Source organism: Pseudomonas sp., assembly GCF_049301935.1.
Taxonomy (GTDB): domain Bacteria; phylum Pseudomonadota; class Gammaproteobacteria; order Pseudomonadales; family Pseudomonadaceae; genus Aquipseudomonas.
The window spans coordinates 60,406-72,905 of the sequence record NZ_JBAQLP010000037.1 but is presented as its reverse complement, the minus strand read 5'-3'; the positions used below and the strand labels follow the sequence as shown (position 1 = coordinate 72,905).

Genomic DNA, 12,500 nt, shown 5'->3' with positions numbered 1-12,500 from the left:
AACTCTTTCTCTTAGCCGTAAATTGGATTAGCTGATGAACAAAGTACTCGTGAGTCTGCTGTTGACCCTGGGCATCACCGGCCTGGCACATGCCGCAGGCAATGCTGAAGCCGGTCAGGGTAAGGTTGTTGTGTGTGGTGCGTGCCATGGTGCTGATGGTAATAGCGCTGCGCCAAACTTCCCGAAACTGGCTGGTCAAGGCGAGCGTTACTTGCTCAAGCAGTTGAAGGACATCAAGTCCGGCGCGCGCCCTATTGTGGAAATGACCGGTTTGCTGGACAACCTCAGCGACCAGGATCTGGAAGACATCTCCGCCTACTTCGCCAGCCAGCAGATGAGCGTTGGCGCAGCTGACCCGAAACTGGTCGAGCGTGGTGGCGAGCTGTTCCGCGGCGGCAAACTGGCTGAAGGCATGCCTGCCTGCACCGGCTGCCATTCGCCGAATGGCGCTGGCCTGGATGCCGCCGGTTACCCGCAACTGGGTGGCCAGCATGCAACCTACATCGCCAAGCAGCTGACCGACTTCCGCGAAGGTAACCGCACCAATGACGGCGACAGCATGATCATGCGTTCCATCGCTGCCAAGCTGAGCAACAAGGATATCGAAGCGGTCTCCAGCTTTATTCAGGGTCTGCATTGATCCACGCACACCGCGACATGCCGTAATGAAATAGGGTGGCTCAGGCCACCCTATTTCGTTGTGGGCATCGCTACAATGCATGGAACCCCGGTTTGCCTCGCGGGTCAGAACTAGGCCCGCCACCACGCACCGTCTATAGCTAAGGAGTAACGCATGCGTAACCTGATCCTCAGTGCCACACTTGTCGCTGCCAGCCTGTTTGGTCTGAGCGCCCACGCCGAATCAATCGAGGCGGGCAAGCAATATGTCGAGTTGAACAATCCGGTAGCGGTTGCCAAGCCAGGCAAGATCGAAGTGGTCGAGCTGTTCTGGTACGGCTGTGGCCATTGCTACAAGTTCGAAGCCACCATCAACCCGTGGATCGAAACCCTGCCCGATGACGTCAACTTCGTGCGCATCCCGGCCATGTTCGGCGGTATGTGGAACGTCCACGGCCAGCTGTTTATCACCCTTGAGGCGATGAAAGCCGAGCATAAGGTGCATGCTGCGGTGTTCGACGCCATCCATGTGCAGAACAAGAAACTCGCGACGCCAGAAGAGATGGCCGACTTTCTGGCTGCCGAAGGCATCGACAAGGACGCCTTCCTCAAGACCTACAACTCCTTCGGCGTGAAGAGCCAGCTGGAGAAGGCCAAGAAACTGGGCATGGCCTACCAGATCAGCGGTGTACCGGTGATGATCGTCAACGGCAAATACCGTTTCGATATCGGCAGCGCGGGTGGCCCGCAACAAGCGCTGCAAGTGGCCGATCACCTGATCGCCAAAGAGCGCGCCGCGCAGTAAGCGGCGTGCGCGGATAGCGCATCATGCTCAGGCGCTGGCCGGCCAGACGGGTGATTGACCTGTGCGACCCGCAGGTCAATCCAGGTTACGCGCCAGTGCATGACTGGCCGCAGAATGGCAGCCTGCGCCTGCTCAGTTTCAATATCCAGGTGGGTATCAGTACCCAGCGTTACCACCATTACCTAACGCGCAGTTGGCAGCATGTGCTGCCGCATGCCGGGCGCAGCGGCAATCTGCAACGGATTGGCGACCTGCTCGGGGATTTTGACCTGGTCGCGCTGCAGGAGGTCGATGGCGGCAGCCTGCGTTCGGGCTACGTCAATCAGGTCGAGCACCTCGCGCACCTCGGCGCCTTCCCTTACTGGTATCAGCAACTCAATCGCAACCTCGGCCGCCTGGCGCAGCACAGCAATGGTGTGCTCAGCCGGCTGCGCCCCAGCTTGCTGGAAGATCATCCGCTGCCCGGTCCGCCGGGCCGTGGTGCGATGTTGCTGCGCCTGGGCGACGGGCCGGATGCAGTTGCCGTGGTGATGATGCACCTGTCGCTTGGCGCACGAACCCGCACCCGCCAGCTGGCCTATATCCGCGAATTGCTGAGTGGCTATCGGCACCTGGTGCTGATGGGCGATATGAACACCCATGCCAATGACCTGCTGCAGCATTCGCCGCTGCGCGATCTTGAGCTGGTGGCGCCGCAGATCGAGGCGACCTTTCCCAGCTGGCGGCCGCAGCGCTGCCTGGATCACATTTTGCTCAGTCCCAGTTTGCCGCTGGAACGCTGTGCCGTATTGTCGCAGCCGATTTCCGATCATCTGCCGGTGGCGGTGCAGATTCGTCTGCCCACTTCACTCTTTAAGCCGGCAAGGCCTATGCTGACCGGGCCTTGACCGCGGACTGCAACCATGACCGATGATGCCCAGCGCTGGAAAAGCAAGTACCTGGAAAGCCTGGAACAGCAAGAGAAACTCGAACGCAGCTGGGATGCCCGACTCGACCTGCTAAGACGCGGTTTGGTGCGCAGCTCGCTGGCCGCCGAGGGCAGTGACAAGTCGGTCGACCAGTGCATGCAGGAGTTGCGCGATATTCTGCGCCGTGACGATATCGACGCCGGTCTGTCGGCGCTGATTCCACGCCTGGAAAAGGCCGTGCTGGACTCGGAAAAGCGCCGCCAGGATCGCGTCGAGCAAAATATCTCCGGGGTCACCAGCCTAACCGAGCAGCTGCTCGCCCTGGAGCCGCCGCGCGAAGTGCGTAAAGCGCTCAAGCAATTTGCCAAGCGTATCGAGGAGCGCGCCAGCCAGCCGCGCGAATTGCCCGCGCTGCTCAGTGAATTAAGCAGCCTGCAGCAGCAAGCGCTGGCCGTGCTTGAGGCGGAGCCCCGTGAAGCGGGCCCGGGGTTTCTCCAACGTCTGTTTGGCCGCAAGGAGGCTGCGCCTGGCCGCTCTGCTGGCGGCGAGCCGGCTCCGGTCGAGGTGGCACAACCCGCAGCGCCAGCAGCGGCTGTTGCCGCGCAACCGCAAGCTGCGCCACAGGCTGCTGACGCGGCGGTAAGCCCGAGCAATGAGGCACCTGCGCTCGTCACGCCAGATTCCGCGTCAGAAGCACCGCCTGCAGTGGCCGAAGTGCTCCGCGTAGCAGCAGCGCCGGCAACCGTTGCAGCAGCCCAGGGTTCTGACGATCCGGCTTACGCCCTGCCGGAAATTCCTGAGCCGGGCTACAGTGCGGTTGCCCCGCATATCGGCGACAGCCTGATGGGCCTGCTCGATGAACTGGAGCTGCCCGAGCGCCATCAGCCACAGGGCGAAGCCTTGCGTCAGCGCGTGCAGGGCGGCCTGAACTGGTACGAACTGGTACCGGTGCTGGACGATCTGGCGGTGCTGGTGCTGGCCGTTACCGACAGCGGTCAGCGCGAGTTTGCCGGCTACCTGAAGCAGCTCAACGAGCGTCTGGCCTCTTTTCTCAGCACCCTCAGCGAGGCCCATGAGGGCTACAGCGAGTCGGTGGAAAGCGCGCGCAGCTTTAATCAGGAGCTGCGCGAGCAGGTCAGCGGTTTGCAGGCCAGTGTGCAGGATGCAATTGATCTGCCGAGCCTCAAGCATTCACTGGAAGCGCGCCTGGATGGACTGCTGAGCACGGTCAGCGAGCACCAGAAACACCGTGACGGCTATGAGGAGCAGGTGGCGCAGCGCCTGCAGAGCCTGACCCAGAAGGTCGCCGATATGGAACAGGAAGCGCAGAAGTTTCGCGATCACCTCGAAGAGCAGCGGCAGAAGGCCCTGATTGATCCGCTGACCGGTCTGCCCAACCGTGCCGGTTGGAGCGAGCGCCTGGAACTGGAGATGGCACGCTGGCAACGCTATGGCGGTGAGTTGCTGCTGGCGGTGCTGGATATCGACCACTTTAAGCGGATCAATGACGGTTACGGCCACCTGGCCGGTGACAAGGTGCTGAAGATCGTCGCCGGCGAGCTGGCCAAGCGCCTGCGTAAAACCGATTTTATTGCCCGCTTTGGTGGTGAGGAATTTGTCCTGCTGGTTCCCTCGACCCCTGTCGCCGGTGGCCAGCAACTGCTGCAAACCCTGCTCGATGGCGTCGAGCAGTGCCCGTTCCACTTTCGCGGGGAGCGCGTGACCATCACCCTGTCGGCCGGCCTTGCGGTATTTACCGATGAGGAAGGCAGCGACAAGGTATTCGAACGTGCCGATCAAGCGCTGTACCGGGCCAAGAGCGGCGGACGCAATCGCGTCGAGTTGGGCTAACCCGACTCAAGCCACGGCGTGCAGATAGGGCTTCCAACTCTCCGGAATACTGCTCAGCTGCGGGTAATCGAGGCTGCGCAGTTGCCCACCCGCGAGGAGGAAAGGCGTATGCCGCAGCGCCTGCGGCACATCGCGCAGCTCCGGTAGCCAAAGGCTGACGTACTGCGCGTCGGGGTCGTATTCCCGGGCCTGACGCAGGGCATTGAACACCCGGTTGTGGCGTGGATCGTTGCCCACCCCGGCCAGGTAGGCCCAGTTACCCCAGTTGCTGGCGGGGTCGTAATCGATCAGGTGTTCCTCGAACCAGGCCGCACCGTGGCGCCAGTCCTGTTGCAGGTCATTGATCAGGTAGCTGGCGACCACTTGCCGGCCGCGGTTGGAGATAAACCCGGTGGCGGCCAGTTCGCGCATAGTGGCATCCACCAGCGGCATGCCGGTGCGTCCGCGCGACCAGTCCTGAAAGCGTTGATCCAATTGTTGCGGTGCGCGTTCGGTGGCTTTCAAACCGCCGGACTTGAACAGTGCGCTGCCGTAGCGGATCAGGGTCCAGCGGAAGAAGTCCCGCCAGAGCATCTCGACCCACAGCCAGTGGGTCGAGTCATTGCGTTTGAACTGCGCCTCATGCCGCCGCAACTCGGCCACCACGCGGCGTGCGGAGAGACTGCCGTTGGCCAGCCAGGGCGAAAATTTCGACGAGTATTCGCTACCGATCATGCCGTTGCGGGTGTCCTTGTACTGCCGCACGCCCTGAGTGTTCCACAGGTAGTCACGCAGCCGACCTAGCGCCGCCGGCTCGCCGCCGGAGAACGGAAAGGCACTGGCCGGTACGCTGAGCGGCTCGCCCAGACCCAGCTGGGAGAGTGTCGGCAGTGGTCGCATCAGCGCCAGCGCACCATCTGGCAACCCCGGCAAACGCTCTGGCGCGTGGCGCGGCTGGAACACCTGCAGACGTTCTTCCACCAGGCTGCGGAAGCGGCTGAACACAGGCGGCAGCTGTTCGATGCTGAAAGGCAGGTCGTCGCTGCGCAGCAGATTGTTGGTCGGCGCCTGTTGCACGGGAATGTCGCCGAGACGCCGGGCTACGCGGGCCACCTGGGCGCGTTCGTCCGGGGCGATTTCTTCCAGGGTCAAGACTTGGTTCAGGCCGAACTGGGCAACCAGCTGGGGAATGATCTGCTCCGCCGAACCGATCACCACCAGCAGGTGCGAGCCGCGCTGGCGCAATTCACCATCCAGTGCCACCAGGCTTTCCAGTAGGAAGCGCGCGCGGTGTACGCCCATACGGCGCATGCCAAACTCGTTGAGCTGGAGCAGTGCCGGGTCCAGCACATACACCGGCAGCAAGCATTCGGCGGCCAGGCCCGCCTGCAGGGCGGGGTGGTCATCAAGGCGTAGATCCTGTTTGAACCACAGCAGTGCACGCATGGTAATGATCTCCTAGGCAATACAAAAGCTGTACAAAAAATCCATATCTGTACAGATTTATAGTCTAGCAGCGTCAGGCGCGGATTGCCCAGGCAATAGACCAGCGTGGTGTTTATGCCAGATCAAAGGCGTTTTCTACCTAGATAGACACTAAACTCAGGCGATCTGTTGAGGAGTAGCTATGGAAATTTTCGGCATCGCCGCATTGATCTTTCTGGTCACCGACCCCTTCGGCAATATCGCCATCTTTATCGCCGCGCTGAAAAACGTGCCAGCCAAGCGCCGCTTGTGGGTCGCCGCGCGTGAGCTGGTATTGGCCCTGGCACTGTTGCTGCTGTTTCTTACCTTTGGTGACAAAGTGCTTAGCGCCCTGGGCCTGTCGCGGGAGGCAACCGCGATTGCCGGCGGTATCATCCTGTTCGTGATCGCCATGCGCCTGATCTTCCCCGGTCCGCAAGGGGTGTTGGGTGATGTGCCGGATGGCGAACCGATGCTGGTGCCGTTGGCCACCCCGGCGGTGGCCGGGCCCTCAGCCCTGGCGGTGTTGATGACCCTGCGCAATACCCACGACGGGCCGCTCTGGGAACTCTACGCCGCAGTGCTGCTGGCCTGGGCGGCGACCGCCTTTATTCTGCTGCAGGCCTCGTTGCTGCAGCGGTTTCTCGGACCTCGCGGGTTGACCGCAGTGGAGCGGCTGATGGGCATGCTGTTGATCATGCTCAGCGTCGACATGCTGCTGGATAACCTGCAAAGCGTGTTGCATATCAGCCCATGAGATTTTTTTGCCTCAGTTTTTTGCTTCTAGCGCTGGCCGGTTGCAGCAGCGGCCTGCGTATCGACGACAGCCATAGCGCCAGCGGGCAGAACAGCCGCGTGCAGTACATCGTGCTGCACTACACCTCCACCGATCTGGCGCGTTCGCTGCAACTGCTGACCGAGACCGACGTCAGCAGCCATTACCTGATCGGCGAAGCGCCGCCGACCATCTACCGCCTGGTCGATGAAAACCGCCGCGCCTGGCATGCCGGCGAGAGCCAGTGGCAGGGCCGTACCTGGCTCAATGGCACCACGATTGGTATCGAGTTGGTCAATCAAGGGTTCTACGACGGACCCAATGGACGCTACTGGCAGCCTTTTGCCCCGGCGCAGATCGATGCGCTGATCCTGCTGCTCAAGGACATCATGCAGCGCCACCAGCTGCCACCCGGCAGCATCCTGGCGCACAGCGATGTCGCGCCGCAGCGCAAGGTCGACCCCGGCCCGCTGTTCCCCTGGAAGCGTCTGGCCGATGCCGGCCTGATGCCCTGGCCGGAGGCGAATGCCGTGGCCCGTCAGCAGACGCTGTTTGCCAGCAGCCTGCCGAGCGTGCAGTGGTTCCAGGCGCAGCTGGCGCGCCAGGGCTATGAGGTGCCCCTGCACGGTGAGCTGGACCAGGCCACGCGCAACGTGATCGCCGCCTTGCAGATGAAGTACCGTCCGGCGCGCTATGACGGTGAGCCGGATGCCGAGACAGCGGCGCTGCTGGTGGTGCTGGCCGGGATGGCCGCGCAGGACTGAACATAGGTCCTGGGTTCTAGTTGCTAACAACCGCCGAGACAGCGTCTGTCTCGGCGGTTTTTTATTTGTATTTGCTGGTTTATAGACTGCTAACTCGAGATTCGTCCTGATAACGCTCTTGCGCATAGAAATGTATACAAAGTTGTAGCCAAGATGTTTTGTGTTTGTCTACAGTATGCGCACAAGAACAACAGCGAGTCTTTCAGCATGACAACTTCACCTGTTACGCCGTCCTCCACGCAGCGTCCGGAAGACGAAAACCTCGGTATCGGTGCCAACCTCGCCTATGGCCTGCAGCATGTGCTGACCATGTATGGCGGCATCGTCGCCGTACCACTGATCGTCGGTCAGGCGGCGGGGCTGTCGCCGGCGGATATTGGTTTACTGATCGCCGCATCGTTGTTTGCCGGCGGCCTGGCGACCTTGTTGCAAACCCTTGGTCTGCCATTCTTCGGCTCGCAACTGCCACTGGTGCAAGGCGTGTCCTTTGCTGGGGTGGCGACCATGATCGCGATTCTCGGCAACGATGGCGGCGGCCTTCCAGCGGTATTCGGCGCGGTGATAGCGGCGTCACTGATTGGGCTGCTGATTACCCCGGTGTTCTCACGCATCACCAAATTCTTTCCGCCGCTGGTCAATGGCATTGTCATCACCATCATCGGCCTGACCCTGATGCCGGTGGCCGCGCGCTGGGCCATGGGGGGTAACAGCCAGGCGGCCGATTTTGGCAGCATGGCCAATATCGGCCTGGCCGCGCTGACCCTGGTCACCGTGCTGCTGCTGAGTAAGCTGGGCAGTTCGAGTATCTCGCGCCTGTCGATCCTGCTGGCCATGATCATCGGCACCCTGGTGGCCGTAGCGCTGGGCATGGCGGATTTTTCCAAGGTCGCTGAGGGGCCGCTGGTGGCCTTCCCCAGTCCGTTCCATTTCGGCATGCCGACCTTCCAGGTCGCCGCGATCATCTCGATGCTGATCGTGATCATCGTCACCCTGGTGGAAACCTCGGCGGACATCCTCGCCGTCGGCGACATTATCGAAACCAAGGTCGACTCCAAGCGCCTGGGCAATGGCCTGCGCGCCGACATGATCTCCAGCGTGTTTGCGCCGATTTTTGGCTCTTTCACCCAGAGCGCCTTCGCCCAGAACGTCGGCCTGGTGGCGGTCACCGGGGTGAAAAGCCGCTATGTGGTGGCCTCGGCCGGGCTGATTCTGCTGACCCTCGGCCTGCTGCCGGTGATGGGCCGCCTGGTGGCCGCCGTGCCCACGGCGGTATTGGGTGGTGCGGGCGTGGTGTTGTTTGGCACCGTGGCGGCCAGCGGCATTCGCACCCTGTCCAAGGTCGATTACCGCAACAACATGAACCTGATCATCGTCGCCACCTCAATCGGCTTCGGCATGATCCCGATCGCCGCGCCGACCTTCTATCACCACTTCCCGGCCTGGTTCGAAACCATCTTTCACTCGGGCATCAGCTCGGCGGCGATCATGGCGATCCTGCTCAACCTGGCCTTTAACCACGTCAAGACCGGCAACTCCGACCAGCAGTCGGTGTTTGTCGCCGGCCATGAGCGCACCCTGCGCTATCAGGACGTTGCCGCGCTCAACGATGGCGACTACTTCAAGGGTGGCAAGCTGTTCGACTCAGAGGGCAAGGAGGTGCCGCTGATCAAGGAAGCCTCAGGGCACTAGCTTTGCCCCTGAGAGGCTTAGCGCGGCGTGGTGGCGATTAGCCGCGCATCGGCCAGGGCGGCCGTGCGGTGTTCGGTGGCCGCGCGGTACTCCGGGTCGGCGAGCATGCTGAGAAAGGCCGCCTTGGAGGGGTAACGCACCAGCAGCAGTTCATCCCACTGCTCATCGGCCGGAGCAATCAGCGCGGCTTGTGCGGCGGCCATGACCTGCACCTCGCCGCCGACCCCGTGCACCTTGCGCAGCGCCGTCTGGCTGTAGCGTGCATAGGCCTCGCGGCCGCTGCACGGTGCGTGGTTGCTGGCGCTGGCATAGCTGGCCTGGGGCTGAAAGCGCAGCAGGTTGAGCATCAGCAGCGGCGTGTCGTCGGCTACTGCGGCGGTAAAGGCGGCCAGTTGGCCAGGGCTGGGGTTGATGCTGGGCATGGTGGCGCTCCTCGGCAGTGGAGCCGTCAGTGTCGGCACGCACCGGCCAACTGGCAATCAGCATCAGCCTGACTGATTGGCGGCAATCGACGGGTTATACCGGTAGCGCCACGTAAAACTGCGCACCCTGGCCGGCGCGTGAGTGCACGCCGATCTGCCCGCCGTGCAGCTGCACGATCTCCTTGCACAGCGCCAGGCCCAGGCCGGCGCCGCCTTTCTTGCGGCTGACCTGGACGAAGGGCTCGAAGATCCGCGTCTGCTGGCGATAGGGAATGCCCTCGCCGTTGTCCGCCACGCTGAGCACCACCCGTTTATCCTGCTGACGTGCCTGCAGGCGTATATGCCCGCCAGGGTGGCTGTGGCGCAGGGCATTGCCGATCAGGTTGTCGAGTACCCGTTCGATCTGCAGCGGATCGATCTGCACGTCCGGCAGCTCGCCGTGCACCTCGCAGTCCAGGCTGACCTGCAGTTCGGCCGCCTGGCCGCTGAAGCGCTGCTGGGTTTGCCGCAGCAGCGGTTCCAGGGCGCAGGCGGACAGTTCCAGGGTTTGCAGGCCATTCTGGTAGCGCGAGAAATTCAGCAGGTCATTGATCAGCCGCAGCAGGCGCTGCATTTCTTCATCCACGGTATTCAGCAGGTCGGCCTCGCGGGACTCGGCGGCAAACTGCAGGCGTTCCTGCAGCAGGCCGAACGCCATCAGCATGCCGGTAACCGGGGTGCGCAGCTCGTGCGAGGCGCGCAGGACAAATTCACTGCGCACCCGTTCGAAGGCGCGCTGTTCGGTGACATCGCGCAGCACCATCACCGCGCACATCAGGCGGCCTTCGTTGTGGCTGACCCCGGACAGGCTGTAGGCCAGCAAACGCTTTTCGCCGTCGATCTGCACCTGCAGGTCGTCCAGGGTCTCGTCCAGGCTTTCACCTTGCAGCACCCGGTGCAGCTGTTCGGCCAGATCGGCGCGGTTCAGCGCCACGTCGAGGGTCTGCCCGAGCTGTTGGTTGCCCCAGTTCAGCTGGCGCTGGGCCACGGGATTGATGTGCTCGATGCGCCCGCCGCGGTCGAAGATCAGTAGGCCGTCATCGATGCTGTCGAGGACTGCCTGCAGGCGTTGCTGCTCGGCCTGCAGGGCTTCGACATCGCTGTTCTTGAATTCGCGCAGGGCCTCGGCCATCAGGCCGAAACGCTGGCTCAGGGCGGACATTTCCGCCACCGGGGTCAGCGGCAGGGTGACCTGGAAGTCGCCCTGGCCAATCTGGTCGGCGGCCCGCGCCAGGGCCTCGATCGGCCGGCCAAAGCGCTGGGCGATGCTGTGTGCGGTGACAAAACCGATCACCAGCACCGCCAGGCCGATCATCCCGAGCAGGCCGGCAATCAGCCAGGCACGCTCGCGGAGCCGCGCTTCTTCTTGCTCCACGGCGCTGACGTAGCGCGTCTGCACTGCGTTGATACGGTCACGCAGGGCCTCGATGGCGCGGCCGAAGCGGTCATTGCGCAGCAGTTCGCGGCGCACCGTCAGGGGCTTGTCCAGCAGGTCATCGAAATTGGCGTAGGCGCGCTCGATTTCGGTAACTGCCTGGCGGTCACTGTCATCGCTGGCGCTCGCGGCGGCGCGTTGTAGCCAGACCTTGAACTGCTCATCGGAGGCTTGCAGGGCGGCGCGGTCGAGCTCTTCGGCGAGCAGCAGAATCACCTGTTTGCCCAGCTCCTGGCGCAGGCCCAGGCTGGCGTCGATGATCTGCAGGTTGCGGGTCATCGCCTGGCTCTGCACCTGAGTCAGCTGCAGCACGCTGAAGATCCCCAGCAGCAGCCCGATCAGCGCCACGGTGAGTAGCGCGCTGCAGCTGATAAACAGTCGGCTGCGCAGGTTCACAGGCTGAGTTGCTTGCGTTTGCGGTACAGGGTCGAGGCGTCGATGCCGAGGGTTTTTGCCGCCTGGTCGAGGCTCTCGCTGTTGGCCATTACGGCGCTGATATGGGCTTTCTCCATGGCTTCCAGGCTCAGCGGGTCACCGATCTGCGGTGCGCACTGGCTGCTCGGCGCGTTCAGCCCCAGATGGCTGACCTGCACCAGCGCTTCCGTGCAGATGATGCTGGCGCGCTCGATCACATTGCGCAGCTCGCGGATATTGCCCGGCCAGTTGTAGTGGATCAGCGCCTCACGCGCCGCCTCGCTGAAGTTGCGCGCGGGGCGCGCGTAGTCGACGACAAAGCGCGCCAGAAAGCGCTCGGCCAGGTCGAGGATGTCCTCGCGGCGCTCGCGCAGCGGCGGCAGGGTGAGGGTGATGACGTTGAGGCGGTACAGCAGGTCTTCGCGAAAGCGCCCCTGCTGCACCATTTCATCGAGGTTGAGGTTGGTCGCCGCGAGAATCCGCACATCGGCCTGGCGGGTCACCGGGTCGCCGATGCGCTCGTACGCCTTGTCCTGAATAAAGCGCAGCAGTTTCGGCTGCAGGACCAGGGGGAAGTCGCCGATCTCGTCGAGGAACAGGCTGCCGCCATCGGCCTGGTTGACCCGCCCCAGGGTGCTTTCGCTGGCGCCGGTAAAGGCCCCACGGTTATGCCCGAACAGCTCGCTTTCCATCAGTTCGGCACTCAGCGACGGGCAGTTGATGGTGATGCAGGATTTCTTCGCGCGTTTGCTCCAGCGGTGGATGGCCTGCGCCAGCTCGCCCTTGCCGGTGCCGGATTCGCCGAGAATCAGGATATTGGCGTCGGTGTCGGCCACCTGTTTGGCCGTTTGCAGCACCGCCATCAGCGCCGGGCTCTGCGAGTCGAGACGCTCGCCGGGCTTGCGCACATAGCCTTCCAGGCGCTCCAGACGTTCGGCCAGCTGGCGCGCTTCCAGCTGCTTGGCGGCGGCCAGGCGCAGTTGCTCGGGGCTGCAGGGCTTGACCAGATAGTCCGCGGCGCCGGCCTGGATCGCATCCACGGCGCTGTCCACCGCCGAGTGCGCGGTGACGATCACCACGCGCATCCACGGCGCTTGCAGGCGCATCTGCGCCAGCACCTCAAGGCCGTCATCGGCGCCCAGGCGCAGGTCGAGAAAGCACAGATCGAAAACCTGGCGCAGCAACAGAGTATCGGCCTGGGCCGCGCTGCTCGCGGTACTCACCTGATAGCCCTGGTCTTCCAGGCAATAGCGGAAGGTGCGCAGGATAGCCGTCTCATCATCCACCAGCAGAATGCGTCCCAGGCTGGGTGCCTCTGTACTTGCATGCATCGCCAT

Annotated in this window: 11 protein-coding genes; 7 read left to right on the top strand and 4 right to left on the bottom strand. The window is 63.0% G+C overall.

All coding sequences use genetic code 11. From position 1 onward, the window contains the following. Positions 1 to 34 precede the first annotated feature (34 nt). From WA145_RS05420 to WA145_RS05405, 4 genes are all read left to right on the top strand, one after another. Positions 35 to 640, top strand: a complete 606-nt coding sequence (locus WA145_RS05420) for a c-type cytochrome (protein WP_422580584.1) — start codon at positions 35 to 37, stop codon at positions 638 to 640. Positions 641 to 793: 153 nt separating this feature from the next. After that, on the top strand, positions 794 to 1,423 hold the full coding sequence (locus tag WA145_RS05415; RefSeq protein WP_422580583.1) for a thiol:disulfide interchange protein DsbA/DsbL: 630 nt from the start codon (positions 794 to 796) through the stop codon (positions 1,421 to 1,423). A 23-nt stretch (positions 1,424 to 1,446) separates the two neighbouring features. After that, positions 1,447 to 2,310 carry an endonuclease/exonuclease/phosphatase family protein gene (locus WA145_RS05410; RefSeq protein WP_422580582.1) on the top strand — a complete coding sequence of 288 codons (864 nt, stop codon included), beginning with the start codon at positions 1,447 to 1,449 and terminating at the stop codon, positions 2,308 to 2,310. A gap of 15 nt (positions 2,311 to 2,325) precedes the next feature. Continuing rightward, positions 2,326 to 4,182: a GGDEF domain-containing protein gene (locus WA145_RS05405; protein ID WP_422580581.1), complete on the top strand. Its 1,857-nt coding sequence runs from the start codon at positions 2,326 to 2,328 to the stop codon at positions 4,180 to 4,182. 6 nt (positions 4,183 to 4,188) lie between these two features. On the opposite strand, the gene WA145_RS05400 is transcribed toward WA145_RS05405, so the two are convergent. Next, a complete protein-coding gene (locus WA145_RS05400) occupies positions 4,189 to 5,607 on the bottom strand; it encodes a DASH family cryptochrome (RefSeq protein ID WP_422580580.1) in 1,419 nt (472 codons plus the stop codon). Between the two features lie 181 nt (positions 5,608 to 5,788). Here WA145_RS05400 and WA145_RS05395 point away from each other — a divergent pair, with 181 nt between their 5' ends. The 3 genes from WA145_RS05395 to WA145_RS05385 all read left to right on the top strand — a co-directional run bounded on the left by WA145_RS05395 (position 5,789) and on the right by WA145_RS05385 (position 8,853). Continuing rightward, positions 5,789 to 6,382: a MarC family protein gene (locus tag WA145_RS05395; protein WP_422580579.1), complete on the top strand. Its 594-nt coding sequence runs from the start codon at positions 5,789 to 5,791 to the stop codon at positions 6,380 to 6,382. After that, a complete protein-coding gene (locus tag WA145_RS05390; protein WP_422580578.1) occupies positions 6,379 to 7,164 on the top strand; it encodes an N-acetylmuramoyl-L-alanine amidase in 786 nt (261 codons plus the stop codon). Before WA145_RS05395 ends, WA145_RS05390 begins: the two co-directional genes overlap by 4 nt. A 207-nt stretch (positions 7,165 to 7,371) precedes the next feature. Then, positions 7,372 to 8,853: a nucleobase:cation symporter-2 family protein gene (locus tag WA145_RS05385; RefSeq protein WP_422580577.1), complete on the top strand. Its 1,482-nt coding sequence runs from the start codon at positions 7,372 to 7,374 to the stop codon at positions 8,851 to 8,853. 17 nt (positions 8,854 to 8,870) lie between these two features. Here the strand turns inward: WA145_RS05385 and WA145_RS05380 are convergent, their stop codons facing one another. The 3 genes from WA145_RS05380 to algB form a co-directional block, all read right to left on the bottom strand. Then, on the bottom strand, positions 8,871 to 9,275 hold the full coding sequence (locus WA145_RS05380; RefSeq protein WP_422580576.1) for a DUF1330 domain-containing protein: 405 nt from the start codon (positions 9,273 to 9,275) through the stop codon (positions 8,871 to 8,873). 94 nt (positions 9,276 to 9,369) lie between these two features. Next, positions 9,370 to 11,145, bottom strand: a complete 1,776-nt coding sequence (locus tag WA145_RS05375) for a KinB sensor domain-containing domain (RefSeq protein WP_422580575.1) — start codon at positions 11,143 to 11,145, stop codon at positions 9,370 to 9,372. After that, a complete protein-coding gene (algB, locus tag WA145_RS05370; protein ID WP_422580574.1) occupies positions 11,142 to 12,494 on the bottom strand; it encodes a sigma-54-dependent response regulator transcription factor AlgB in 1,353 nt (450 codons plus the stop codon). The genes WA145_RS05375 and algB overlap by 4 nt, the downstream gene beginning before the upstream one ends. Between the last annotated feature and the right edge of the window lie 6 nt (positions 12,495 to 12,500).